The 25,801-nt window shown below is 41.9% G+C and carries 24 protein-coding genes; 14 read left to right on the forward strand and 10 right to left on the reverse strand.

Features of this window, described 5'->3' with window-relative positions:
* Positions 1-16: 16 nt before the first annotated feature.
* From D3222_RS02955 to D3222_RS02965, 3 genes are all read right to left on the reverse strand, one after another.
* On the reverse strand, positions 17-2,557 hold the full coding sequence (locus D3222_RS02955; RefSeq protein WP_118984918.1) for a fimbria/pilus outer membrane usher protein: 2,541 nt from the start codon (positions 2,555-2,557) through the stop codon (positions 17-19).
* Between the two features lie 37 nt (positions 2,558-2,594).
* On the reverse strand, positions 2,595-3,269 hold the full coding sequence (locus D3222_RS02960; RefSeq protein WP_118984786.1) for a fimbrial biogenesis chaperone: 675 nt from the start codon (positions 3,267-3,269) through the stop codon (positions 2,595-2,597).
* A 248-nt stretch (positions 3,270-3,517) separates the two neighbouring features.
* Positions 3,518-4,048 (reverse strand): fimbrial protein, encoded by a 531-nt coding sequence (locus D3222_RS02965; protein ID WP_118984787.1) that lies wholly within the window; start codon positions 4,046-4,048, stop codon positions 3,518-3,520.
* Between the two features lie 719 nt (positions 4,049-4,767).
* Between D3222_RS02965 and D3222_RS02975 the strand changes: the two genes are divergently transcribed.
* Positions 4,768-5,610: an alpha/beta fold hydrolase gene (locus D3222_RS02975; protein WP_118984789.1), complete on the forward strand. Its 843-nt coding sequence runs from the start codon at positions 4,768-4,770 to the stop codon at positions 5,608-5,610.
* 230 nt (positions 5,611-5,840) lie between these two features.
* On the opposite strand, the gene D3222_RS02980 is transcribed toward D3222_RS02975, so the two are convergent.
* Entirely contained in the window at positions 5,841-7,232 is a 1,392-nt protein-coding gene (locus tag D3222_RS02980) for an amino acid permease (protein ID WP_118984790.1), read from the reverse strand.
* An 864-nt stretch (positions 7,233-8,096) separates the two neighbouring features.
* Between D3222_RS02980 and stlD the strand changes: the two genes are divergently transcribed.
* Together stlD and stlE are read left to right on the forward strand one after the other, a co-directional pair.
* A complete protein-coding gene (stlD, locus tag D3222_RS02985; RefSeq protein WP_118984791.1) occupies positions 8,097-9,254 on the forward strand; it encodes a beta-ketosynthase StlD in 1,158 nt (385 codons plus the stop codon).
* Positions 9,255-9,333: 79 nt separating this feature from the next.
* The gene (gene stlE / locus D3222_RS02990; RefSeq protein WP_036775642.1) at positions 9,334-9,576 is read left to right on the forward strand and encodes a stilbene biosynthesis acyl carrier protein StlE; all 243 of its coding nucleotides are present in this window, start codon (positions 9,334-9,336) and stop codon (positions 9,574-9,576) included.
* A gap of 200 nt (positions 9,577-9,776) precedes the next feature.
* On the opposite strand, the gene ydgH is transcribed toward stlE, so the two are convergent.
* On the reverse strand, positions 9,777-10,730 hold the full coding sequence (gene ydgH, locus D3222_RS02995) for a DUF1471 family protein YdgH (RefSeq protein ID WP_118984792.1): 954 nt from the start codon (positions 10,728-10,730) through the stop codon (positions 9,777-9,779).
* 387 nt (positions 10,731-11,117) lie between these two features.
* On the opposite strand from ydgH, the gene pntA reads away from it, so the two are divergent.
* A complete protein-coding gene (gene pntA, locus D3222_RS03000) occupies positions 11,118-12,647 on the forward strand; it encodes a Re/Si-specific NAD(P)(+) transhydrogenase subunit alpha (RefSeq protein ID WP_118984793.1) in 1,530 nt (509 codons plus the stop codon).
* A gap of 10 nt (positions 12,648-12,657) precedes the next feature.
* On the forward strand, positions 12,658-14,046 hold the full coding sequence (pntB, locus tag D3222_RS03005) for a Re/Si-specific NAD(P)(+) transhydrogenase subunit beta (protein WP_118984794.1): 1,389 nt from the start codon (positions 12,658-12,660) through the stop codon (positions 14,044-14,046).
* Between the two features lie 412 nt (positions 14,047-14,458).
* Here pntB and D3222_RS03010 read toward each other — a convergent pair whose 3' ends face one another.
* Positions 14,459-15,484, reverse strand: coding sequence for a HoxN/HupN/NixA family nickel/cobalt transporter (locus D3222_RS03010; protein WP_118984919.1), 1,026 nt, complete (start codon positions 15,482-15,484; stop codon positions 14,459-14,461).
* 364 nt (positions 15,485-15,848) lie between these two features.
* Here D3222_RS03010 and D3222_RS03015 point away from each other — a divergent pair, with 364 nt between their 5' ends.
* From D3222_RS03015 to D3222_RS03045, 7 genes are all read left to right on the forward strand, one after another.
* Positions 15,849-16,151, forward strand: coding sequence for an urease subunit gamma (locus D3222_RS03015; RefSeq protein ID WP_118984795.1), 303 nt, complete (start codon positions 15,849-15,851; stop codon positions 16,149-16,151).
* Positions 16,152-16,242: 91 nt separating this feature from the next.
* Positions 16,243-16,632 carry an urease subunit beta gene (locus D3222_RS03020; RefSeq protein WP_118984796.1) on the forward strand — a complete coding sequence of 130 codons (390 nt, stop codon included), beginning with the start codon at positions 16,243-16,245 and terminating at the stop codon, positions 16,630-16,632.
* An 84-nt stretch (positions 16,633-16,716) separates the two neighbouring features.
* Positions 16,717-18,432 (forward strand): urease subunit alpha, encoded by a 1,716-nt coding sequence (locus tag D3222_RS03025; protein ID WP_118984797.1) that lies wholly within the window; start codon positions 16,717-16,719, stop codon positions 18,430-18,432.
* Positions 18,433-18,507: 75 nt separating this feature from the next.
* Entirely contained in the window at positions 18,508-19,104 is a 597-nt protein-coding gene (ureE, locus tag D3222_RS03030; protein WP_118984798.1) for an urease accessory protein UreE, read from the forward strand.
* Positions 19,101-19,787, forward strand: a complete 687-nt coding sequence (locus D3222_RS03035; protein ID WP_118984799.1) for an urease accessory protein UreF — start codon at positions 19,101-19,103, stop codon at positions 19,785-19,787. Before ureE ends, D3222_RS03035 begins: the two co-directional genes overlap by 4 nt.
* 52 nt (positions 19,788-19,839) lie before the next feature.
* Positions 19,840-20,475, forward strand: coding sequence for an urease accessory protein UreG (ureG, locus tag D3222_RS03040; protein WP_011146430.1), 636 nt, complete (start codon positions 19,840-19,842; stop codon positions 20,473-20,475).
* Positions 20,472-21,437, forward strand: a complete 966-nt coding sequence (locus D3222_RS03045) for an urease accessory protein UreD (protein ID WP_118984800.1) — start codon at positions 20,472-20,474, stop codon at positions 21,435-21,437. Before ureG ends, D3222_RS03045 begins: the two co-directional genes overlap by 4 nt.
* A gap of 64 nt (positions 21,438-21,501) precedes the next feature.
* On the opposite strand, the gene uspE is transcribed toward D3222_RS03045, so the two are convergent.
* The 4 genes from uspE to D3222_RS03065 form a co-directional block, all read right to left on the reverse strand.
* Positions 21,502-22,446, reverse strand: a complete 945-nt coding sequence (uspE, locus tag D3222_RS03050) for a universal stress protein UspE (protein WP_118984801.1) — start codon at positions 22,444-22,446, stop codon at positions 21,502-21,504.
* A gap of 159 nt (positions 22,447-22,605) precedes the next feature.
* The gene (locus tag D3222_RS03055; RefSeq protein WP_118984802.1) at positions 22,606-22,887 is read right to left on the reverse strand and encodes a virulence factor; all 282 of its coding nucleotides are present in this window, start codon (positions 22,885-22,887) and stop codon (positions 22,606-22,608) included.
* Positions 22,888-23,079 carry a DUF5397 family protein gene (locus D3222_RS03060; protein WP_118984803.1) on the reverse strand — a complete coding sequence of 64 codons (192 nt, stop codon included), beginning with the start codon at positions 23,077-23,079 and terminating at the stop codon, positions 22,888-22,890.
* A 266-nt stretch (positions 23,080-23,345) separates the two neighbouring features.
* On the reverse strand, positions 23,346-24,101 hold the full coding sequence (locus tag D3222_RS03065; protein ID WP_118984804.1) for an FNR family transcription factor: 756 nt from the start codon (positions 24,099-24,101) through the stop codon (positions 23,346-23,348).
* A gap of 733 nt (positions 24,102-24,834) precedes the next feature.
* Here D3222_RS03065 and upp point away from each other — a divergent pair.
* Complete coding sequence (gene upp / locus D3222_RS03070; RefSeq protein ID WP_118984805.1) at positions 24,835-25,491, forward strand: uracil phosphoribosyltransferase; 657 nt, start codon at positions 24,835-24,837, stop codon at positions 25,489-25,491.
* Positions 25,492-25,542: 51 nt separating this feature from the next.
* Positions 25,543-25,767 carry a tautomerase PptA gene (pptA, locus tag D3222_RS03075; protein ID WP_118984806.1) on the forward strand — a complete coding sequence of 75 codons (225 nt, stop codon included), beginning with the start codon at positions 25,543-25,545 and terminating at the stop codon, positions 25,765-25,767.
* The last annotated feature ends 34 nt before the right edge of the window (positions 25,768-25,801 follow it).

A 25,801-nucleotide genomic window follows, 5' to 3' on the forward strand; every position in this document is an offset into this window, starting at 1 on the left:
GTTTTCCTGTGGCTTGTTATTTACAGTGTGCTTCTATTATATAAATACCGGATAAAGGAATTTTTTCTGGTAGTTTGTAATTAACGACACATTCCTGAATATCTTTATATCCCCATTTAACGAATAATCGTCCACTATCGGGTAAACCAGTGAGGTAAACTTGCCCTTCGTGACTGACAATTGCATTGTTTGTTTCATCAAGGTCATGGTGTTTTTCTAACGTGACAACTGCACCAAAAGGAAGAGGATTTTTTTGATAATAGAGATTGATTAGAACTCTGTGACCTATCCGGGTTTTAAAATCGGCCAGGACTAATGCCCCTCGAGTAGGAATAACGGTTTGGGCATTAACGTCAATATCGACATTATCTGCTAATGAATGAGTATCCAGTGCGATCCGATTTTTCCGGTAACTACTGATATAAGGAATAACCGCATAACCATTCCAATCGGTGGCGATACCAGCATTATTTTGGATCTTTATTCCTTGAGCGCCATCAGCCCGGACTAATGCTAATGTATCTCCCAAATGTTGTGAAAGAGTAATACCGTATGGGTGAGCAACAATACCTCCCTGGAGGCCATAATTCAGTTGGTGAGAATGACGATCATAGCTATAACCAGTACTAAATTGACCATAAGCGCCTTTATATTCCGCATGAATATGACCGCCAGCGCCAGTACCGTGATTCGTGTAATTCTGCTGTAAACTATAGATTAAATTATTGTCTTCCAGCGCTGTGCCACTTAAACCCACTTGATGGGAAATATCTTTGTTTTTATTGGTATTAAAATTATAGCTGGTCCAGCTATTCTTTAGCCAGCGATCTAATGGAATCTGTATGCTGAATGAAAAAAGCTGTTCATTTTTATCTGTATCTGGAAGTTGGCTATAGGCATAATTCAGGCTGTAATTAATATTATTATAATTGGTGCTATAACCTGCGTTGATATTACGTTCATAGCCACGTTGCCGCCAATAATTTTGTTGAAAGGCAGACAGATATAAACTGCCAAAATTTCCCAGAGATTGATTAATATGCAGTTGCAATTTACTTCTTTTATTGGTGCGGTAACGCCAGTCACTTTTATTAGCATCATCTATGTCATTGGCTTCTTTGAAATCATAAAAACCACGTGTCGAATAACGATAACCTGCCAGAGTAAAATGAGTTCCTGTTAATGAAAGGTCTTTTGCATATTGAAAACGGTAGGATTGCCCTTTGGTACTTATATTAGAGGGTAAATCGGTGTTAGCGTGAGTGATGTCGAAAGAGAGAGAACCCAATATACCAAAGTTATAACCTGATCCTAAAGCAACGGATTGATAGTCTTTTGAAAAAATCGTACCACCATAGGTAGTGATATTATTAGAAAAACCATAGACTAATGCGCTTTGGGTAAAATTAGGTTCTCGCTCATGATTATTTGATGATTGATATTGGCCCAGTGTTATCGAATATTGCAATCCTCCTTCCCGTAACATAATCGGTATAGTCGAAAAGGACTGAGTAGATCGATATTCCTGACCATCTGCTTCCTTGATAATAACGTCCAAATCTCCACTTGTTGTGGTTGGGAAAAGGTCATTAATGACAAATGGACCCGGTGAAACATAAGTTTGATAAATGATATAGCCGTTTTGCTTGATTGTAACTTGAGCATTACTTTGAGCAATTCCTCGGACACTAGGGGCGAAACCTTGTAAGCTGTCTGGTAACATATTGTCATCAGAAGCTAACTGTAAGCCACGGAATTGAACACCTTCAAAAATATAGGAGGGGGTAAAGCTGTCACCTAGCGTTAATTGTCCTTTTAGTGCGTGAATATCCCGTTGTAAATAGGTGTTAATACTTTTCCAACTCTTATCATGACTGGTATAGGTAGAATAATTGCGTAGACGCCATGCTTGCCAATTAGCACCCGTTCGAAGATTCAGATAATGGGTCTGCGTAGAGTCAGATGGATTATCTTGCCAGGTATTTGAACCACTATAATTATAGTTAATCAGTAATGAAGTTAATCCTTGCTGCCATAATTCAGGCGAAACATAACCTCTTGCCTGATTGTTTAATATTGCTTGTGGAATACTGATATCGAGTCTTTGCTGGCTAAAATTGAAGACGGCGCTTGCTGATGGAATATATTGACTTAAATCAGACAACTCTGTTTCTGGTGGTAAACTGATCAGCTCTGGGAAGTTATCAATTTTTACTCCCATATTCTGTAATTGCTGAATTGTCAGCTTGGGCAACAATTTATTATTTATCGTGACAAAAGTTACGTTCCTGGTATCTATTTTATCTCTATTAAGATAAATATCTACCCAGTAAATACCGGGCGGATAGTCATCTTGCGTGAAAATAGAGAGATCAATATTTTCAGGTGAACCAAAATCAGTACCTATTTCCAGTGCATGAATGTTGAAATAATCTTCAGAATAAGTTTTAGCCGGGTAAAAAAGTACGCCAACAGCTATAAATAGCAATAATAAGAGCCATGAATGTTCAATATTGTATGGTTGCTTATTAATATTATGCTGTGAGCACTTTCCCATAATTAATTTTCTGGCGTAGAGTAATGTAATGGTTTTATTAAATGGTTGTTTTTTCCTCGGCGGTAGCACCACCAAAATCATTAATTGCTTTCCAATTTACCTGTTTTATGTTCTTTATTGGCAGAGGCCAGCTTAGTTGGCTAAAGGGTTTAATCATGCCCGCAGGTTTTATTTCATGTTGATCTACTTTCAGGTAAGAGAATGAAATGAAATAAGGAGTGGGGTTCTCTGCGATCAGTGAATTATTTTCCGTACGGAATTTGAGCTCTTTGTATGCAGTACTTGACTTTTCTGCTAAATTTGCAGGGCGGTAAAACAATTTAAACTTTGACTTAACTGTTATTTGTAATTGATTCTGATCTGATTTTGCAGAGGTAGGAATAGACTTTACATTTAACCAAAAAAGTGATTCCCGATCTTGAGGCAGGTTACTTTCTGTTTTTACAATACGCAGGATATTTTCATGGCCTGCTGCGAGTTTAAAGATGGGAGGAGTAACGATAAAAGGGGTCTTCGTATTGTCATTTTCATCTTGGATCCAAGATTGAATCAGGTAAGGGGCATTTTTTTCCGGGTTATTTATAGAAATAGACGCTTCTTTTTTGTCACTCATGTAAATAACACGGGTTCCACCAATGACGACCCCTGCGATAGCGAAATTTACACTGATAATATATAGAAAAATTATTGTGAATAGGCGTTGATACTGCACGGTAACATCTCCGTTTTATCGTGTTTTTATGCGTTATTTTGTTGGATTTATGGGCATCCATGCCCTGTACTTCTCTATACCCGTTATCTTTCAAGTTGCCTCTTTGTTGGCTGCACTCGCTCACCCCAGTCACATAGTTATCTATGCTCCCGGGGATTCACTCCCTTGCCGTCGCGATCCATCTTGAAATCTATAGGGTATATTAGAAACAAAACGTGAATGAAGTTCTGTTCTAAATTTAGCCTGTCTTAGTTGTAAACAATCGTAAAATTGGCGACTGCATCACCCGAGCCTGGACTAATTACTTGGGTTGTAGCAACGTATTTTGCCATGAACTTCAGTTCTGCTGTTTTTTGATCAGTAAAAGCCTGGGATTTGGAGGCTTTTGCCAAAGGAATCAACGTTGAATTATCTTCTTCATAGATACCAATAGCAACACCATCGGCGACTGCTTGGCCTTTATCATTGGATAAGGCCAGAAGATTGTTATTTCTATTATCTATCTGCCCGTCAAATTTAACTTGCGCATGGGTATATTCTGGTGGGCAATCACTCATCTTAATGCTAAAGGGTGTTGCAGCTGCGGTACTATCTACACCACTAAATGCATTGGAGCTAATTGTTCCCATGTTTACGTTTTGATTTGCAGAATCAGTATCGATTTTACAGGCATTCGCGATGATATTACCTGTAAAGTTGATTTTTCCGTCTGCTGCATTTGCTACAGAAATAAATACAGAAGATGCAAGTAAGGATAAAATAATCAGTTTAGCTTTCATTTAAAATAGATCCTAACCCTGCCGAGCATGGTGTCAGGGCAATAGAAATACTGATTTAATGGGAACTGTATAAACATCAATACAGCGTGTAAATATTTATAGCTTTTACCCGATAACAACGACGATAACTTAAACTGTGTCTTTTTCGGGATAAAGCTGGGTGATCATAGCGATTAATTAGGAAAAATCCAAAGAATGACTCGATAATGTATTGTATTTAAGACTTTTATCTGTATTTGTATCTTAAACAGGATTATTTTTTAATATTAACGTGATTTATTGTATGTAATAAATCATTATGCTAATTAATGAGAATATCTTTTGATTAATAATTAGTTATAAGATGAATTGTGATATAAATCACAATTCATCTATCACGCCTAAGAATTTATTTTTTTGTTCTATTATTTTTATGTTATTTCTTCTCGCTGTCATTTTCTCTTCGAGAGTGTTTATTATGATAGAGATAAGTTATCTGGGCTAAATTACTCTATAGTTTTCTCGTGTGATCTTTCTATTCTATTGTCTATACCCTATGGATTTCAAGATGCATCGCGACGGCAAGGGAGTGAATCCCCGGGAGCATAGATAACTATGTGACCGGGGTGAGCGAGTGCAGCCAACAAAGAGGCAACTTGAAAGATAACGAGTATATAGCAATACCTATTTCAGTTGACGTTATGAACCCTCAACGTAATTAACCCTGTAAGGAAAGAATAATGAAACAGTTCGTCTTTGTATTGGGCCTTTTGTCCATCGTGCTTGCAGTCGCGTGTCCTGCCTCGGCCATGCAAGTAGAGCAAAAAACCGCCAACAATGGTGTGACATTGATCGAATATTCGGTGCGTGGGAAGGGGCCACTGCTCGTGGTGATTGCTTCAACCGGGCGGGGAACGGCGGAATTCTCGCCGCTCGCTGATCGACTGGCGATGCGCGGCTATCGCGTTGCTCTGCCTGAGCCACGTGGAATCTCGGGGTCGACCGGTCCGATGGAAAATGTGACCTTCCACGACTTTGCCGACGATTTTGCGGCGGTGGTTGCGGCGGAGGGAGGTAAGGCAATCGTGGTGGGGCACGCTTATGGCCATTGGATCGCCAAGACGATTGCCTCGGATTATCCCGAAATGACGCGTGGCATAGTACTTCTGGCAGGGGCTGCGAAATCTTGGCCCTCGGAGCTTTCGGATGCGATCATGGTGATTAGTGATCCGAAATCCACCCGAGAGGCGCGGCTGGCGAAACTTAGACTTGCCTTCTTCGCGGAAGGCAATGACCCGACACCTTGGCTTGAGGGTTGGCATTCCGATGTTGTAAAAAGCCAGTCCGCGGCGCGCAAGCTGACCAATCGTAAGGATTGGTGGGCTGGCGGGACGGTGCCAATGCTCGATCTACAGGCTGGTTCCGACCCGTTTCGACCTGAAGCGTCTCGGATAGAGGCGAAGGACGAGTTTGGTAACCGCGTTACTGTCGCAATGATTGAAGGGGCCAGTCATGCGCTACCCGCCGAAAAGCCGATCGAGACGGCGGATGCAATTGCGGATTGGGCTGACAAACTGAAATAATTAAAAACAATACCCGGTCTCTATCAGGGCATTCGTACCGAAAAAATTTAGTGCGAATGCCCCAAGCAGAGGTGATTCCGACCCAATTAAGTTACATTAACAAAATTAGTTACAACATACTAATAAAGATAATAATAAAAAATATGACAGAACAACGAAAAACCAAACAAACTGCTATATGAAAATCCCAAAAGCCATTACAGGAGAATAATGGCTTGGATCTGATGGGATTACTTGATTAACAGCCCAGTGGCAGGGATTGCTATTATCAGCAATGCGGCAATAGTGAGCTTTTCAGCCAGATATAAGCTATTTTTCTGTGGGTTTTGGCGGCGTGCATACAAAAAAACAATAAGACCTGGCGCATAGAGAACAACAGACAATAACAAATTCATCAAACCGGATGCATAAAGCAGCCATATGCCATAAATGCATGCTCCAACAGCAATGAGTAGTAACCCTTTATTGCTACGATCAACAGCGACTTTTAAAAGAAATGCTCCGACAAGGAAATAGGGCACTAAAATCATCTCTGATGCAATTGTCAGCAATGAATTGTAGTTGCTTCCACTTAACCAGATCAAAACGAGAGAGAGTTGTACCGCGCTATTAGTGAACCACAATGAAGATGATGGCGCATTATTGCGGTTTTGTCGGCTAAATACTTTTGGAAAAGAGCCGTGTTGAGAAGCGATAAATGGCACTTCTGCCGCCATGATTGTCCAACTCAGATAGGCACCACAGACGGAGACAATCAATCCGGCAGCAATAATGATTTCACCTGCGGAGCCAACAAGTCCTACCATCAGGTTTGCCATCGATGGATTGCGCATTGCTGCTAACTCAGGTCGTGGTACTAATCCAAGGGAGAGTAGGGTGACCAAGATGTATATTGCTAATGCCGCAACGACAGCTAGCATGGTTGCAATACCAACATCTGTCCGTTTTTTCGCCCTGGCTGAAACCACAACAGCACCTTCAATACCAATAAAAACCCAAAGGGTAATCAACATGGTATCTTTTACTTGTTGCCAGACAGGAACCCCTAGATCGATACCTTTAAAGTCGAAATGAAAGATATCCATTTTGAAGGCTATGGCGGCAAGTATGATGAAAGCACCCAAAGGCAGTAATTTTGCCATTGTCGCCAATTTGTTGATTCCGGCTGCGGTTTGAACGCCACGGAGTACTAACCAATGTACGAACCAAAGTAGAATAGACTCTCCCAATAGGGACTGCCAAGTATTGCCGTCACCAAAGATGACAATGCCTTCTTTATCAGTAAAGAAACTCAGGGCGGCAAAAACGATAACCAGATAAGAAACATTGGCAACGATTGCGCATAACCAATATCCCCAGGCGGAACAGAAGCCTATTAGCTCACCAAAGCCTTCTTTGGCATAAGTGAAAATCCCCCCATCAAGATCCGGACGAAGACGAGAGAGCAATAACAGTGCGGTAGCCAGGAACAGGATACCGACACCTGTTATTCCCCAACCGATCATTAACGCTGCTGGGCTGGCGATTTCAGCCATATTCTGCGGTAAGCTGAAAACACCCGCACCGACCATAGAGCTGAGTACCAGAGCAGTAAGAGCTGTGAGACCTAGTTTCTTTTCCAAAAATATGTTCCTAATATGACATAAACTGCATTATTAACCGGTTCATTATCCTGATCATAAAGATGAACTGGGTATCGGGTTTTTATCGCTTCCAAGCTGTACAGGACGGAGAAACAGACTGATTGAACCTAGAAATAGGGGGGGATTCTACGAAGGGTATGAGCTGGATGCAATGGTTTTCTATGCAAATAACTATAAAATTTATGCATTGTTTGATGGTCAGTTTGGTGATGATTAAGTGTGGTTAGATAGCAATTTATTTTTATAAGTTTCTATGAGTTATTTTTATAATGCTGTTTATTGTACTGAGGTAAATAGGTAATAAGAATGAATTACGATGGTGTTATTACTAATTAAGTAATTTTTATTTTAATTTTTTCGATCAATCTCGAAATTTAATAAAAATGGTTGTGAGGGATAACGTTTTATCTCTAATTTTTATTTTATTATGTAATATTACCGATAAGTAATAATCGTCTCTTGTTTTCATGTCAGATTATTAAATTAATCTATTGAATATGTAGTTTCATAATGTTATGAGTATTTTATCAAATTAAAACATATAGAATGTTTTTTAATTTATTGATTTAATTTAAATATTTATTGATTTTTAATTGACTTTGTTAATTTTATATTTAGGTTAATATATTATTTATTGACTTCTTTATCAGTAACTAGTTAATTCCCTACAATGTGATATAAAACTAATCTTATATAAAAATAGAAAAATCATGTTGACAACGACTGCTTTGATTTATATTGTTTGTGAAAATATTACTCTGCCATTTATTAACTTTTTTTTCTTGTATATGTTTTTAATTTTCAGGAATGATTATATGTACATATACCAAAAAATATTCTCAGATGGTGAGAGGACAGCTGTCATTCAAATTTTTATCTGTTTCCGCGTTTATGCCAGGAAACCCGATAGATAATAATACAATGGAATCTGTCCTTGGTTTTGTTGGTGGTCGTCCATCAAGATCTCGTCATATAGTCCTTCGCAATAATGGTATCAAATATCGCCATTATGCCCTGGATCCAGAGACGGGTGAGACAACTTATACATCTGCTCAATTAGCGGCTGAGGCAATAAAAGGTTTGGTTGATGAACACTTTTCTTTAGATGATATGCAAAGTTTGGCAGCAAGCAGTGGTACTCCTGATCAAATTATACCGGGTCATGGTATCATGGTTCATGGAGAGCTCAAAAATAAACCATGTGAAGTTATCTCAACTGCCGGTGCTTGTGCTTCGGGTATGACAGCGATGAAATATGCTTATTTGTCCGTTCTCTCAGGAGCGACAAGTAATGCGGTTTCAACAACGTCGGAAGTACCTTCCACTGTATTGCATGCCCGCAATTTCCAGAGTGAAAACGAAGCTCGGGTTGCAGAACTGGAACGACGCCCTGAAATCGCTTTTGAAAAAGATTTTCTGCGTTGGATGCTTTCTGATGGCGCCGGCGCTGCTTTACTTGAAAACAAACCTCGACCTGATGGTGTTTCATTGCGAATTGATTGGATAGATATGTACTCTTTTGCTAATGAGCAAGAGACATGTATGTACTCAGGTGGAGAAAAGTTAGCAGATGGCAGTTTAAAAGGCTGGTCACAAATGAGCCAGGCTGATTGGCTTGCCTATTCTGTTTTCTGCATCAAACAAGATGTCAGATATTTAAATGAGAGGGTCGTTAAATACACACTTACCGAACCATTGAGACGGATAGTTGCTGATCGTAACTTATCGGCAGAATCTATTGATTGGTTCTTGCCTCATTACTCATCTGAATATTTCCGCATGAAATTTTCCGCGGGTCTTGATGATATTAATTTTAGTATTGAACAAGAACGTTGGTTTACTAACTTAACAATGAAAGGAAATACCGGATCGGCTTCTATTTATATCATGTTGGATGAGCTTATGAAGTCGGGTAAATTGAAGAAAGATCAGCGTCTGTTATGTTTTATCCCTGAAAGTGCCAGATTCACTGGGGCATTCATGCACCTGACTGTCGTGTAAATATTTAATCTTAGTGTTAATGAAGAATGGGGAAACAACCTGTTTCCCCTTGTAATTGGTACATCTAGGAAAATACAGCGTGGAAAATTTAGAGAATCGTGTCAAGAGTGTTGTTGCAGAACAACTTGGAATACCTGAAACCCAGATTCTTAATACACAAACATTCGAGGAATTAGGTGCCGACTCGTTAGATAATGTTGAACTGATTATGGCTCTGGAAGAGCATTTCGGAATAACTATTGATGATGAAGAAGCGGAAAAAATAGTGACGATACAGAACGCCATTGATTGTATCGATTCGAAGTTGGAATCCGCTAACTAATTTGAAGAACTTTATTATCTTTATAAGTAAAAAAAGCACATATGATTATCATGTGTGCCTTTTTTTGGTTATATACCCTATGGATTTCAAGATGCATCGCGACGGCAAGGGAGCGAATCCCCGGGAGCATAGATAACTATGTGACCGGGGTGAGCGAGTGCAGCCAACAAAGAGGCGACTTGAAAGATGACGGGTATAGATTATTTGAACAGATCTGCACTGATAGTGGAGGTTCCACCACTGGATTGCCATTCACGGGTGATATGATAGTACTTAGCACCTTTAGCCGCGGCGCGTTTAGCAACTTCATAGGAAACATCAGGCATGCTGTTGTAGTAACCTGAAAAGGTGATGGAATCAAAAGGAACCATCTGAGCAGCGCTGATTTTATTTAATTCTTGGATCTTTGTGCCATCAGGAAGAGTTACCGTGTAACGTTCACCTTTAGAATACTGGGTTTCAAAGAAGCGGCCAACAGAATTACTGGTTGAAGTTGAAGAGGCTAAACCAGGAATTTCTACTTTTTTAGCTGATTCACCACCAGCAGCCAATGCAATGCGTCCAGAATCGGAATCTGCCGGGATAACAGCTTCATCAACCTGAATTTGGCGTTTTGGCGCATCATCTTTATAAACATAAGCTGTCACCGTCTGATTACCGCCATCATTGATTGCAACCTGACGAACAATAAAGAAAGCCGCTGCGTCTTTTTTCTTGGCTTCTTTTGCAATGGCTTCATTCAAATCGGGTTCATTGTCGTAAAAGCCGCTAATAGTGACCGTATCGAATGGTTCCAGTGTTATAGCTTCTGCTTTGGGTAATTCTTTGATGCCACGGAACAGACGATATTTAGGTGAATTATCAATTTTCTCTGCATCTTTGTGAAACAGATCAGCCGTAACGCGCAGATTGCCGCTATTATTTAGATCGTCAAGGCTTTGGATATAAAACCCATCTGCACCCATTTTGTCTGCACGACGGGAAACCGCATCGGCAGCTTCATAAATAGCATTAAAAGGGCCTGTAACCGTAATACGTTTAAACGGTTTCAGCTCTGCTGCTTTCTCCGGGGATAACTCCTGAGCTGCTTGAACAGTGGTAATACCCGTTAATGAGAGTACCGCGGCTGCAATGATCGTTGTTTTCAGCTTCATAAAAAATCCTTCCACCTTGCGCATTAAATAGTTGTAACTTGCTGAACATGGTTGTGCATCACATAGCCGATAATTATTACATGTAATAATAGCTAATGTCCCACGAATTTATGCTATCAGTATGAATGAATGCAAGTTTATAGGATAGGGCGTCATAAGTTTTTATCAACATAGCGAATGGTCTAGTTAAAGTTGCGATTTGCACCGGTAATACTACTTAGTTATTTTCTACCCATTAGCGATCGATCATCGATAATATTTTCAATTTGTTATCAAAATATTTGTTGATAGATTTTGCTGATGGCAGTAATAAAGTTAATTTAGTCGCTAAATTGACTGTAACAAGCAATAATCATTATTAATCTTAGGCTTTAGGAAGGGAACATTATGCGTATTGGTGTACCGAAGGAGCGACTTGCCAATGAAGCACGTGTTGCAGCCACACCGAACACTGTGGAACACCTGCTGAAATTGGGATTTAATGTCGTTGTTGAGAGTGGAGCGGGGCATTTAGCCAGCTTTGAGGATAGTGCTTACCAACAAGTAGGTGCTGAAATTACTGATCGTCATAATATTTGGCGTTCAGATATCATTTTAAAGGTTAATGCTCCTGAGGATGACGAAATAGCCTTAATGAAGGAAGGGAGTACGTTGGTGAGTTTTGTCTGGCCGGCACAAAACCCTGAGTTAATGCAGAAGTTATCAGACCGCAAAGTCACGGTGTTGGCTATGGATTCAGTACCGCGTATTTCCAGAGCACAGTCGTTGGATGCGTTGAGTTCCATGGCAAATATTGCTGGTTATCGTGCAATAGTCGAAGCCGCTCACGAATTTGGTCGCTTCTTTACTGGTCAGATCACCGCCGCAGGTAAAGTCCCGCCAGCCAAGGTGATGATTATTGGTGCCGGTGTTGCTGGTTTAGCCGCAGTGGGTGCAGCGGGCAGTCTGGGAGCGGTTGTTCGTGCATTTGATACTCGCCCTGAAGTTAAAGAGCAAATTCAGAGCATGGGAGCAGAGTTTCTGGAGCTGAATTTTGAAGAAGAGGCCGGTAGTGGCGACGGCTATGCAAAAGTTATGTCTGAAGCCTTTATTAAAGCGGAGATGGCGCTTTTTGCTGAACAAGCAAAAGAAGTTGACATTATTGTGACGACGGCGCTTATTCCGGGAAAACCGGCTCCACGTCTTATCACCAAAGAGATGGTTGAATCCATGAAGCCGGGTAGTGTGATTGTTGATCTGGCCGCTCAGACGGGAGGAAACTGTGAATTAACCCAAGCAGATAAATTAGTTGTTACAGCAAATGGTGTGAAAATTATTGGTTACACAGATTTGCCAAGCCGCTTGCCAACACAATCTTCACAACTCTACGGCACTAACCTGGTTAATTTGCTTAAGTTACTGTGCAAAGAAAAAAATGGCGAAATCAATATTGATTTTGACGATGTTGTTATTCGTGGCGTGACAGTCGTCAAAGAGGGCGAAATTACCTGGCCGGCGCCACCCATTCAAGTTTCGGCCCAGCAGCAGGCAAAACCGGCATCAATTAAAGCAGAAAAGCCAGCGGCGAAACCCGTTTCACCTTGGTTGAAATATGGTTTATTGGCATTGGCTGTTATTTTGTTCGGTTGGTTAGCCAATGTTGCACCAAAAGAATTTTTATCCCACTTTACTGTTTTCGCGTTAGCTTGCGTGGTGGGTTATTACGTAGTCTGGAATGTCAGCCATGCTTTACACACACCATTAATGTCGGTAACTAATGCCATTTCGGGGATTATTGTCGTTGGGGCGTTATTGCAAATTGGTGATGGTGGATGGGTAAGTTTCTTCTCATTTATTGCTGTTCTTATTGCCAGCATTAATATCTTCGGTGGCTTTACTGTCACTCAACGTATGCTGAAAATGTTTCGTAAGGACTAAGGGGTAACTAATGTCGAGTGGAGTCGTTACAGCAGCCTATATTGTTGCCGCCATTTTATTTATTTTCAGCCTGGCAGGTTTATCTCGTCATGAGAGTTCTAAACGCGGAAATATTTTTGGTATCACTGGAATGGCAATCGCATTGATTGCGACTATTTTCGGGCCTGACACCGGAAGTGTTGTCTGGGTTATTCTGGCGATGGTGATCGGTGCGGTTATTGGTATTCGTCTGGCAAATAGAATTGAAATGACTGAAATGCCGGAATTGGTTGCCATTCTGCACAGTTTTGTTGGTTTGGCCGCCGTATTGGTTGGTTTTAATAGCTTTATTGCTCACGATAGTTTTGCAGAACCCGTGATGGAAAATATCCATCTGACAGAAGTTTTCCTGGGGGTTTTCATTGGTGCGGTTACCTTCACCGGTTCTGTTGTGGCATTTGGTAAGTTATGTGGAAAAATGTCCTCTAAACCGTTGATGCTGCCAAATCGTCATAAATTAAACCTCGCGGCGCTTGTTATCTCCTTTGTGCTGTTGATTACCTTTGTGAAAACAGAAAGTACGGGTCTGCAAGTGTTCACGTTGTTGCTCATGACAGCAATCGCATTGGCGTTTGGTTGGCATTTGGTTGCTTCCATCGGTGGTGCGGATATGCCAGTAGTGGTTTCAATGTTGAACTCCTATTCGGGTTGGGCCGCCGCCGCGGCGGGTTTCATGTTGAGCAATGATTTGTTGATTGTCACGGGTGCATTGGTGGGCTCTTCGGGGGCGATTCTCTCTTACATCATGTGTAAGGCCATGAATCGGTCTTTTATCAGTGTGATTGCCGGTGGGTTTGGGACTGATGGTTCTTCAACCGGTGATGAGCAGGAGATGGGCGAGTACCGCGAAACCACAGCGGAAGAAGTTGCTGAACTATTGAAAAACTCAACTTCGGTTATCATCACGCCGGGATATGGTATGGCTGTTGCACAGGCGCAGTATCCGGTACATGACATCACCGCTAAACTGCGAGAGAAGGGAATTAACGTCCGCTTTGGTATTCATCCCGTTGCGGGGCGTTTGCCTGGGCATATGAACGTGCTGTTGGCAGAAGCAAAAGTGCCTTACGACGTTGTTTTGGAAATGGATGAAATCAATGATGATTTCTCTGATACCGATACTGTGTTGGTTATTGGCGCCAACGACACCGTTAACCCTGCGGCACAGGAAGATCCCAACAGTCCGATTGCGGGTATGCCCGTTCTGGAAGTCTGGAAAGCACAAAATGTTGTTGTGTTTAAACGCTCTATGAACACAGGTTACGCCGGTGTGCAAAACCCACTGTTCTTTAAAGACAACAGTCAGATGTTGTTCGGTGATGCGAAAGCGAGTGTAGAGGCAATCCTGCGTGCACTGTGATTTTCTATCTTTTTAACGTACAGATTTGATGGATTTATTGTCTCTCAATCGAGATATGATTGAGAGACAGAAGAAATTGGTAGTTTCCAACCGTCAACCCTGTAAATTTATCCTTTGGCGCCAGACTACAGGTGGCATTCAGGGAGCTCTTTATCCTCGCCACGTGCAATAGCGTCTAACCAGTCAGAAAGTTCATTGCCAGTTAAATGCAAGCCGGTAGCTTCCTTCATATTCTAACCAAGCGTTTTCAGCATCACGCAAAAATTGTTGTCTGGATTTCAGAGTATTCGTTTGTTTATGCATAATCTTTCTACAAATGTCACTAATAAAATAAACGTTGTCATTGGGAAGTAAGAATAACAACATTTCAGGATGTAATACATCGCACGATATGTAAGGAGTTTTGCGTTTGTTATTTAATTTCCAGCGTATCGTACCCCCGCCAGCGATAATTCATCACCGATAATGTCCAGAACAGAATGAAAATCCCGACGACCCAAAAACCAACATTGCCCATGTTGTCGTTTAATGCCCCGATAGTGTCCCAGAAAACACCATGCAAATCCCACTGCTCAGCGATAAGTCCAAGCGCTTCCAATCCACCAATGAACAGTGCTACGGCCACGGAAGCCGCGGTGATGGTCATGTTGTAGTAGAGTTTGCGTGTCGGCTGGGAAAACGCCCAACCATAGGCTCCCACCATCACAAAATTATCCAGTGAGTCGATGAGTGCCATACCGCTGGTAAATAGCGCCGGGAATACCATCAATGACCACAGAGGAAGTCCACTGAGAGAACCGGCGGCAGATATACTTAATAGCCCAACTTCGGTCGCGGTGTCGAAACCCAATCCAAACAGAAAACCGACCAAATACATATGCCAGCTTTTGCTTACCAGCCGGAAGACTGTATGAAACAGGCGCGTCATGATTCCCCCTGGCGTTGCTTCCAGTTCAGTCAAATCACTTTTAGCCAGATTTCTGCCACGTTTGATCTCCTGGAACTTCTGATAAACGCTTTTCAATATCAGCAAATTAATCAGTGCTATCGCTAGCAGAAAGCAGGCAGAAACTAAGGTACCAACAATGCCGCCATAGTCATGAACCCAGCCCATTTGATCTTTAAACGCCATAGAGGTTAGAACAATGGCGAAGCAGGCCAGAATAACAATGGTAGAGTGCCCAAGAGAAAAGAAAGCGCCGACAGCAATGGGTGATTTACCCTGTTGCATCAATTTACGGGTGACGTTATCAATTGCCGCGATATGATCAGCGTCGACCGCATGGCGTAGTCCGTAACCGTAAGCCAGCAGGGCTGCCCCCATCATAATCGCATGATGACGGAAAGCGATAAATGCCCAAACCCAAGCAAGTACGTTAGCAGCAATCAGAACAACAAGAAGAGATACAGCACGTTTTTTATCCGTTAAATTATTCATATCTGGAATACCTGTAAATGTAAAACCCACTTTGCGGGTGATTGCTAGAAGCCAAAAAAACAGTAAGTATTTTTTGACTCCATGACCTATAATTTTTTTACTGAGCAGGCACACTAATCAGCTTGTAATATTACTTTGGATAAACTTAAATAAGAGGTAAGAGGACTAACCTGTGTTGAGAAGAATGATCTTAATTGACATATTATGGTCTTTGTGTCAAAACTTTTTTCACTAAAAGATTATCTTGCTCAATATTCAGATAGGGATAGCAACTTTTGAATAAAGTCTGTTGGGAAAAGCGTATTAAGTTATATTTTGGCATAGTGGTATGACCATATGGAATAACCAATGATTAGGGGGCTTTATGCAATTAACACCAAGGGAAATTGAAAAACTCATGGTATATACACTGGCTGATGTCGCATTAAAGCGTAAGTCTCGTGGTTTAAAACTCAATTATCCTGAAGCCGTCGCTATTATTACCGCGGCTGCATTGGAAGGTGCCAGAGAGGGGAAAACACTAGAAGAAGTAATGGATGATTCCCGGCACATTCTGACTAAAGAAGATGTGATGGATGGTGTGGCTGATCTTATTCCACATGTGCAGGTTGAAGCAATATTTACTGATGGCAGCCGCTTAGTCACTGTGCATGATCCCATCCAATGATTGCTGAAACAAATTATAAATAGCAGGAAAAATTATCTAGACAAAATATTAGTTTATGTTTTGGCTCGCGTCTTAACGTGGAGATTTTCCGATGGAAAAAAATAATAAAGAAGATATTACTCCGTTGGGGGGGTATATTCTGGCTAAAGACCCGATCTCCTTTAATGAAGATTGTCCGGTTATTCAATTAAAAGTTCGTAATTCAGGTGATCGTCCTATTCAAGTGGGATCTCATTTCCACTTTTTTGAGGTCAATAAAGCCTTGCAATTTAATCGTGCAGCGGCATTTGGTAAACGACTTAATATCACGGCGACAACCGCAATCCGTTTTGAACCTGGTGATGAAATCGAGGTGTCATTAATCCCGATTGGTGGGAAACAAAACGTTTATGGATTTAATAACTTAGTCGATGGCTGGGCAGGTAAAAGCCAGGTTGCCATTGATGAGCAGGAAGAAAAAACCTGGTTACATGCTGGGTAATAGAATTTGGGTTATAAGGTTATCGAATAAATCCAAGGTAGAGTTGACGAACATCGGAAAATCTTTCGAACAAAGGAATAAACTATGCCAACCATTTCCCGACAGGAATATGTAGGTCTTTTTGGCCCAACGACTGGTGATAAGATTCGTTTGGGTGATACCAATCTATTTATTGAAATTGAGAAAGATCTGCGTGGCTATGGTGATGAATCGGTCTATGGCGGGGGCAAATCGCTGCGTGATGGCATGGGGGCGGATAACCGCATGACCAGCGAAAACGTATTGGATTTGGTGATTACCAGCGTCACTATTTTGGATGCTCGACAAGGAGTCATTAAAGCGGATGTCGGCATAAAAGAGGGACGCATTGTCGGGATAGGTAAAAGTGGTAATCCCAACATGATGAATGGTGTTACCCCCGGTATGGTGGTTGGTGTTAGTACCGATGCTATATCCGGTGAGCATCTTATCCTCACGGCTGCTGGCATTGATACCCATATTCACTTTATTTCTCCTCAACAGGCTGAACATGCTTTATCCAATGGTGTGACGACTTTCTTTGGCGGTGGTGTTGGCCCCACTGATGGCACTAACGGCACGACTGTCACCGCCGGTCCGTGGCATATCCACCGCATGTTGCGTGCTTTTGAAGGTTTACCGGTTAACGTAGGTATTTTGGGAAAGGGCCATGCCGCGGTGGCTATGCCGCTGATTGAGCAGATCAAAGCAGGCGTTGCCGGGCTGAAAGTGCACGAAGACTGGGGCGCAACTCACTCCGCATTGCGTAATGCCTTACGTGTAGCGGATGAAATGGATATCCAAGTCGCAGTGCATACCGATAGCCTGAATGAAGGCGGTTATGTTGAAGATACCATTGATGCTTTTGAAGGTCGCACCATTCATACTTTCCACACCGAAGGCGCCGGTGGCGGGCATGCACCAGATATCATTAAAGTTGCCAGCCAGATGAATGTGTTGCCCAGTTCTACTAATCCCACACTGCCTTACGGCATCAATAGTCAGGCAGAACTGTTTGATATGATTATGGTTTGCCATAACCTTAATCCTAAAGTACCGGCTGATGTTGCATTTTCGGAAAGCCGTGTACGTCCAGAGACCATTGCCGCGGAAAATGTTTTGCACGATATGGGCGTATTGTCGATGTTTTCCAGCGATTCTCAGGCAATGGGACGAGTGGGAGAAAATTGGTTGCGCGTAATGCAAACTGCTCATGCTATGAAAGCAGCGCGTGGCAAGTTGCCGGAAGATGCAGCATATAACGATAATTTCCGTGTATTACGTTACGCCGCCAAAATTACGATTAACCCGGCTATTGCTCAGGGAATAAGTCATGTGCTCGGTTCGGTTGAAGTGGGAAAAATGGCTGATCTTGTGCTGTGGGAGCCCCGTTTTTTTGGCGTAAAACCTAAACTGGTCATCAAGGGCGGTATGATTAATTGGGCGGTGATGGGGGATCCAAATGCTTCACTGCCGACGCCTCAGCCGACATTTTATCGTCCAATGTTTGGTGCATTGGGCAAAACCATTCAGGAAACCTGTGTTACTTTTGTCTCTCAGGCGGCAATGGAACTGGGGGTAAAAGAGAGTCTTGGTTTGGAACGCCAGGTTATGGCGGTGCGCAATTGCCGGGCTATCTCTAAGAAAGACATGGTGCGTAATGCTGAAACACCCACCATTGAAGTGGATGCTGAAACCTTTGCCGTCAAGGTGAATGGTGAATATGCCACGGTAAAACCGGTCAGGACAGTCGCGCTCAATCAGCGCTATTTCTTTAGTTAGTCTATTTTTTGCTGCCGGTCAGAGAATGTTTTTTCTGGCCGGATTAATCGATCCATGCGTTCAGAGGATTATCTTATGATTGTTATTGAACAGATTCTTGGTAATGCCAAAAAGGATGTTTTCTGGCGAGATCGCTTACAAGGGATCTCGCCGGATATCTTGGTGCTTTCGCAATGGGAAGCGCAAAAAAGCCGTTGTCGTAAATCCACCCTTAACGGGTTGGATTTGGGGATTTCCCTTGACCGTCATCAGATATTGTCTGATGGCGACGTTTTATTGTGGGACGAAGCTAAAGGATTGGCGGTTATTGTTCAAATGAGCTTGCGTGATGTGATGGTTATTCACCTAAAATCATTGCTGTCATTAGATTTAGAGACGGTAATGAAAACCAGTTTTGAACTTGGTCATGCTTTAGGTAACCAGCATTGGAAATCAGTGATTAAAAATAACCAGATTTATATTCCGCTGACAGTATCCACTAAGGTCATGGATTCAGTCATGAAAACCCACGGTTTTCATGCATTGCCTTACTCCTTTGTTAAAGGTGAAGAGATATTGCCTTCTCTTAACAACTCAGAGGCTCGCTTGTTATTCGGTGGTGCAGAGGATTCCGCGACCCACGTTCATGTCGATAATACATTTCTGAACCAGCATGTGATCAAACTAAAATGAACGCGCTCCGCTTAATCAGAATCATGCAGTTTGCTGATTCAGTACTGCCTGTTGGCGCATTTTCTTTCTCAAACGGTCTGGAATCAGCCATTCAGAGCAAAATCGTATATGACGTGGCAACGTTAAGCGACTTTACGCGTACAGCGCTGTTACAGGCGGTGAGTAGTGATGGTCGCGCAGTAGTGGCTGCGTGTCAGGCACTGAATGGGGGGCAGCATGATGCCGTTATCTCCCATGATTGGGCAGTATTTAACCGCAAATTAAATGAAGAAAGTCGCACTATGGTCACTCGGATGGGAAAAAAGTTAGCGGAAATGGCAGTTGAAGTCACCGGTGAGTCATTAATTGCATGGTGGTTAGCACAAATAAAGAGCGATATTACCGCAGGTACCTATCCGATTACTTTGGCGGTCGTCATGAGTGCATTGGGCGCTGCTCCACGTGAAGTGATCGTCATGCACCAATATGGCGTTGCAATGACGATACTTAGTGCGGCTATACGTCTGATGCGTGTTACCCATATTGAAATTCAACGTATCTTGTTCTCATTGAATCAAGATATTGAACTGTTTTGTGATGAGGCGGAAAAGGGAGGGATTGAACAGATGACATCTTATGCACCTATGACCGATGTCCTGGCGGCACTGCACGTTAGCGCGTTTACCCGGCTGTTCAGTAACTAGCTTGATCCTGATATTGCTTTTAACCACCTCTTAATCGTATGAGGAAACTCTTGTGAAAAAAATTACCCGAATTGGTATTGGCGGTCCGGTGGGTTCAGGCAAAACTGCCGTTATTGAAGTGATCACTCCTATCTTGATTCAGCGCGGAATAAAACCTCTGATTATCACCAATGATATTGTTACCACTGAGGATGCTAAACAGGTTAAACGTACCTTGAAAGGCATTTTAGATGAAGAAAAGATACTTGGTGTGGAAACCGGTGCTTGCCCTCATACTGCGGTGCGTGAAGATCCCAGTATGAATATTGCTGCGGTAGAGGAGATGGAAGCGCGTTTTCCTGACAGCGACGTTGTGTTGATTGAAAGTGGTGGTGATAATCTGACACTCACTTTTAGTCCAGCGTTGGCGGATTTTTATATTTATGTGATTGATGTTGCTGAAGGGGAGAAAATTCCGCGTAAGAACGGTCCGGGTTTGGTACAGGCCGATATTCTGGTGATCAACAAAATTGATTTGGCGCCTTATGTTGGCGCCAGTCTGGCGGTGATGGAGCATGACACTCAAGTTGTGCGTGGCCAGCGTCCTTATATTCTTACCAATTGCAAAACAGGTGAGGGTGTTGAGACGTTGGTAAATATGATCATGCGTGATTTCCTGTTTACCCATTCATTACAGGCAACACAATGACTGCCACCAGCTTGCCACAAAGTATTGGAGAAGCGTGTCAACAGGCGAATAATCTTGGTATCAACGCACCGGAACTTGCACGATTTCAGGATGAACCGCCCCAGATGGCAAGCGGTGATGTAGGTAAAAGCGGTTATCTACGGTTGGGATTTGCTCGGCGTGGTGATCGTAGCATTTTGGCGCAGATGAAACGCCGGGTTCCTTATTTGGTACAGCGGGCGTTGTATTGGGATGAGGCACTACCACGGATGCCGTGTGTATTTATGATCTCCACGTCGGGATGTATCTTGCAAGGGGATAGATTGGCACTGGACATTCATGTCGCTCCAGAGGCATTTGGTCATGTTACTACCCAATCGGCGACTAAGATTCATTCGATGGTGAATAACTACGCGGCGCAAGTGCAAACTATCCAGATAGAGCAGGGAGGCTATCTGGAAATGATGCCCGATCCGGTAATACCTCACAGTGGTTCTCGGTTTATTACCGCCACTCAGATAACCATTCATCCGACAGCCACCCTGATTTATTCTGAGATGATTATGTCTGGCCGCAAGTATCATCTAGCTGATCAAGGGTTTAAATTTGATGTTTACTCATCACGCATTACGGCAACTGATTTTGATGGCAAAGTATTGTTTACAGAACGTTATGTACTGGAGCCCAAAAAACAACCGTTGAACAGCGTAGGGGTGATGGGGCCGTTCCATGTATTTGGCAATGTGATCTTGCTGACACCTCAAATTCACCACGATCGTATTCTGGCGCGCATAACGCCTCAGTACGATGCTGAAACGGGTATAGCGAGTGGTACCAGTCGTTTACCCAATCAGTGTGGCCTAATCTTTAAGGTATTGGGAAAAGAAACTTATCAAGTTAAAGCGGGTATTCGTCTTTTCTGGCGTATAGCTCGTGAGGAGATCCTTGGTGTTACACTGCCTGAGCCGTTTATCTGGCGATAAAATCTGGGACGAAAATTTGTTTCGGACTTTATCGCCAAATGGATGGTTATCATGCTATTTACTATCACTCTTTAGCGGCTTTAATTGGACATTCAAAACCATCAGGTTTGATTGTCAGAATGTCACATTTAAGATTATCGATCACATGTTCTGCGGTATTTCCCAGAAAAGCCGCAGATAGCCCAGTTCTGCCGAGGATACCAAGAACAATAATGCCCGCATTCATTTCATCACACATTTTGGGAATAACACTCTCCGGTAATCCTTCATGGATATGAGTATATTTTTCATCAAGGCAGAATTTTTGGCGCAATTCTTTCATGGCAATAAGATGCTGGCCACGCAGAGCATGGTTATAAACACTTGGGTCGAAATCGGGTAGTTCAATAGCGATATTCAGCGGTGCAACAGGATAAGCGCTGACCAAATGAATTTCCGGGTTTTTCATTATCTGGTTTGCCAGTTCCTGAGTTTCCCTGACCAGTTTCAGGTTCAGTTCATGGTGGTATGATTCTTCATTAGATAAATTGACCGCGACGACAACGGAGCCTTGGTCCGGCCATATCTGATCTTTTACCATCCATACGGGACATGGGCATTTGCGGAGTAACTGCCAGTCAAGTGGGGTAAAAATCAAAGAGCCTAGCTTGTCATGTTTATGCGTCATTTTCAGAAGTAAATCATGATTACCTGTAATGACCTCCTGGATAATCGCTTCATAAGGTCGATTATGCCATACCACTTTTATTTCAATATCAATACCGGCTTCCAGATAGTAGTACGCTTGTTGTTTAAGCCAGGCAGTGCGTTGGCTGGTAACACCCTTACGCATGGCACTACCTTCTTCTGGGGAGAGTAAGGTGGTCATTTCATAAGAAAGATCATAAATGGGTAAGAAAGCTTTAATCCGGCCACCGTTACGTTGCGCTATATAAACTGCGCGTCTTAATGCCGGTTGATCGTCCTGACTTGGGTCAATTGCAACTAAAAGGTTTTGATAGTTTGCCATAATGGTATCCTCACAGAGGCTAGACAAAACACGCTTCAATATTAAGCTTCAATACTAAAGATAAACCAATATAAGCAAATCGAACAGGTCAGAGGTAGAGTGTTGAAGCTCCAGATTTTGATCTTGCGTCGAGACACGAGCATAGCCAATTAACATAATTCACTGACCTTTAACCACAGGAGTGAAATCAGACCATTGTTCAATTCTGAAAGCGCGAATGTCACGCACTGAGGGAGGAAACCACGATTGGGCCTTGAGAGATTGGATCGCTACAAAAAGCTGGGCCATGTTTTCGTCTTCGCTGACATACAGACTGCCCTGAACGCGTCTAAAACCGTATTGAGCCAGCGTTGCACCGATTTCAGCGTAGGCTTGCGATACTCCTTTAGGGTGGTGTTGTTCGGTGTCAGCAACAACTAAATCGAAGGCAATAGCGTACATTCAAGCGGCCTTGGGGTCATTGTTAACGTGGGCCAGACGATATTCGGTTTTTTCACCCGTTTCTACCAGGACGACTTCTATCATCCAGTCACCATCCTCTAACGGACGGAGCAGTTTCCCTACTTCATATTTTGGCCCAAACGCACCAAAGCTTTTTATCATGCCAACAGGTACAGACGGTGTCGTTATCATGACCGTTCCTCATTATTGAAATTTATTAGTAGTGTAGTATTTTGAGAATATTGTTTCAAGAAAGACTTTCGATAACGCTAACCCTTTGATATTGTGTACTATAAGTTGGCGGTACAGTGTTTTTTCATAAACCCTCATTTTCAAGAACAAGGAGGTCATATGCCACGCCATTCAATGCTGTCCGCCGCCAAGCGGGAAAACTGCCTCCTTTCCATCCTCCTCAAGACGAGGTAGAAAGGAGATTGACGGGTGATCTGGTTTTAACATCAGGTAATTGAAACAGATTTTTTTCCGACTAAGTCGGCCAGTTTATCCATATTTTCAATAGTGATGTATTTACCTTTTACGCCGAGCGTATTGTTTTTCTGGAAGCGCCCAAGCAGACGACTAATAGTTTCAACAGTCAGACCAAGGTAATTACCAATATCACTACGAGTCATGGTTAAACGGAATTCTCTTGGTGAGAAACCACGCTGAGCGAAGCGACGAGAGAGATTATAAATGAATGCGGCTAATCGCTCTTCGGCGTTTTTCTTGGATAACAACAATATCATTTCTTGGTCGCCTTTAATTTCCCCGCTCATCAGGCGCATCATTTGCTGGCGAAGATTAGGCATTTTACCGGACAGATCATCCAGTGTTTCAAACGGAATTTCACAAACCATCGATGTTTCCAGGGCTTGAGCAAAACTTGGATGCTGAGTATTAAGGATGGCGTCAAAACCCACTAAATCCCCTGCGAGATGGAAACCTGTGATCTGTTCATCACCTTCTTCGGTGATGGTGTAGCTTTTAATCGTGCCAGAACGGATAGCATAAAGAGATTTCAACTCATCTCCTGCTTTAAACAAAGTTTGCCCTTTCTGGATAGGTTTCTTACGCTCAATGATATTATCGAGCTGGTCAAGCTCGTGTTCATTCAGGGTGAAAGGGATGCACAGCTGGTTAATGCTGCAATCCTGGCAGTGGATCGCACAACCACCAGACTGGATTCGACGAATAACACGTTTTTCCTGGATCATATGGCATGCTCATTAGAAATTAGAAATATTGATATAGTTCAACTTTAGCATCTGTTGATGATTCTGGTAAGAGCTATAATAGTTTTCTGCGATTTATTCGGGAAAATGTACTATCTTAATATATTGACTATAAGAAATTATTACATTGCGTAAAGTTGATGTTCGGTCATTGCCATAGCAAGACTGTATTCAATATCAGCGGCTTGAATTTGGCAAAGGGTTTCTCGCTTTATCCACCTATGCCAAGCTCTATTTCTCCGTTCTCCATAGCAATTATCTTTTAAAATCTATCCATTTTTTATTTTTCTGACAAGTCAGATTATGGTTCCATATAAAGGTTTATAGAGAAATAAGACAAGTCTGAAAATAAGGCTTGAATTTAAGAGCCTATTTTTGATTTTATTGCTAAATACAACTATTTAAATAATAAAGTAGTAGTATATAAAATATTCTGTAGATTCGGCCTATTGCATTAAGAGAATGGATATGAGAGTTTATCTTTTAATCGATATGTGGATGATCTCAATAGACACATTGATTATCACCAGTTTATTTTAGATCAAGCACAACTGAATAACATTTATTTATATACCTAATAGATTTCGAGTTGCAGCGCGGCGGCAAGTGAATGAATCCCCAGGAGCATAGATAACTATGTGACTGGGGTGAGTGAAAGCAGCCAACAAAGCAGCAGCTTGAAAGATGAAGGGTATAAATATTAATTGGAGTTATAATGGATAATTATAAGAACGTACATGTTTTACCGAAAAGTCAGTATTTGACTTCTTTGCATACAAAAGCGCGTAATCGTAACGCCGAACAATCGGAATTTGTGTTTTATTCTGATCGGATTATTCGATTATTATTAGAGGCAGCATCTGAATTGCTACCCTATACCTCTCATCATATTCAAACCCCAATTGGGGATATTTATAATGGAACCGTTTTAAATACTAAACTTTGTGGTGTGTCGGTAATACGTGCCGGAGAAAGCATAGAAGGTGAATATAGAAAAATGTATCCTGATTCCCCAGCGGGAAAAATTCTTATTCAAAGAGATAAATTGACAAAACTGCCTCATTATTATTATTCGAATTTACCTGATGATATTGCGACGAGAACTATTTTACTTTTCGAGCCTATGTTGGCGACGGGCGGATCATTAGCTAAGGCTATCGATTTATTAAAAGAAAAAGGCGTACCTGAAGATAATATTATTGTTGTTAATTTTCTTTCTTCGCCTGTTGGTCTTAATAGCATCATGACATCATACCCTAAAATTCAACTGGTTACTTCTTCAATTGAAAATGGACTTAATGAAGATGCTTTTATGAATCCAGGCATTGGTGATTTTGGTGATCGATATTTTGGAACGTATAAACCATCGTGAATGCCATATAAAAAATAGAGTAATTCTCTTTTAGAATTGAAAGGATGACATATGCCACATATTAGTATAAAACATTTTCCTGCCCCCCTCTCACAAGAAGATAAAGATATCTTATCTTTAGCATTGACAAAGGTGGTAACAAAGATATTTGGTTGTAGAGAAGAGGTTATTTCCATTTCATTAGAGCCAATCGAACAGGAAAAATGGAATGAAGAGGTTTATTTTCCTGAAATTAAACTCAAAGAAACCTTGTTGATTAAATTGCCAAATTATTAAGTTATTTTTATAACTGAGGATCTTTTAAAGATAT

This window comes from Photorhabdus sp. CRCIA-P01, from assembly GCF_003545805.1.
Taxonomy (GTDB): Bacteria; Pseudomonadota; Gammaproteobacteria; order Enterobacterales; family Enterobacteriaceae; genus Photorhabdus; species Photorhabdus antumapuensis.

Bases quoted from the DNA above. Each gene is read 5' to 3' on its own strand.
- pntB (WP_118984794.1), top strand. From the start codon at position 12,658: ATGTCGAGTGGAGTCGTTACAGCAGCCTATATTGTTGCCGCCATTTTA.
- ureE (WP_118984798.1), top strand. From the start codon at position 18,508: ATGATTGTTATTGAACAGATTCTTGGTAATGCCAAAAAGGATGTTTTC.
- D3222_RS03025 (WP_118984797.1), top strand. From the start codon at position 16,717: ATGCCAACCATTTCCCGACAGGAATATGTAGGTCTTTTTGGCCCAACG.
- uspE (WP_118984801.1), bottom strand. From the start codon at position 22,446: ATGGCAAACTATCAAAACCTTTTAGTTGCAATTGACCCAAGTCAGGAC.
- D3222_RS03055 (WP_118984802.1), bottom strand. From the start codon at position 22,887: ATGTACGCTATTGCCTTCGATTTAGTTGTTGCTGACACCGAACAACAC.
- D3222_RS02975 (WP_118984789.1), top strand. From the start codon at position 4,768: ATGAAACAGTTCGTCTTTGTATTGGGCCTTTTGTCCATCGTGCTTGCA.
- upp (WP_118984805.1), top strand. From the start codon at position 24,835: ATGGATAATTATAAGAACGTACATGTTTTACCGAAAAGTCAGTATTTG.
- D3222_RS03020 (WP_118984796.1), top strand. From the start codon at position 16,243: ATGGAAAAAAATAATAAAGAAGATATTACTCCGTTGGGGGGGTATATT.
- pptA (WP_118984806.1), top strand. From the start codon at position 25,543: ATGCCACATATTAGTATAAAACATTTTCCTGCCCCCCTCTCACAAGAA.
- D3222_RS03010 (WP_118984919.1), bottom strand. From the start codon at position 15,484: ATGAATAATTTAACGGATAAAAAACGTGCTGTATCTCTTCTTGTTGTT.
- D3222_RS02965 (WP_118984787.1), bottom strand. From the start codon at position 4,048: ATGAAAGCTAAACTGATTATTTTATCCTTACTTGCATCTTCTGTATTT.
- stlD (WP_118984791.1), top strand. From the start codon at position 8,097: ATGGTGAGAGGACAGCTGTCATTCAAATTTTTATCTGTTTCCGCGTTT.
- D3222_RS03015 (WP_118984795.1), top strand. From the start codon at position 15,849: ATGCAATTAACACCAAGGGAAATTGAAAAACTCATGGTATATACACTG.
- pntA (WP_118984793.1), top strand. From the start codon at position 11,118: ATGCGTATTGGTGTACCGAAGGAGCGACTTGCCAATGAAGCACGTGTT.
- D3222_RS03045 (WP_118984800.1), top strand. From the start codon at position 20,472: ATGACTGCCACCAGCTTGCCACAAAGTATTGGAGAAGCGTGTCAACAG.
- D3222_RS03060 (WP_118984803.1), bottom strand. From the start codon at position 23,079: ATGATAACGACACCGTCTGTACCTGTTGGCATGATAAAAAGCTTTGGT.
- D3222_RS03065 (WP_118984804.1), bottom strand. From the start codon at position 24,101: ATGATCCAGGAAAAACGTGTTATTCGTCGAATCCAGTCTGGTGGTTGT.
- ydgH (WP_118984792.1), bottom strand. From the start codon at position 10,730: ATGAAGCTGAAAACAACGATCATTGCAGCCGCGGTACTCTCATTAACG.
- D3222_RS03035 (WP_118984799.1), top strand. From the start codon at position 19,101: ATGAACGCGCTCCGCTTAATCAGAATCATGCAGTTTGCTGATTCAGTA.
- D3222_RS02955 (WP_118984918.1), bottom strand. From the start codon at position 2,557: ATGGGAAAGTGCTCACAGCATAATATTAATAAGCAACCATACAATATT.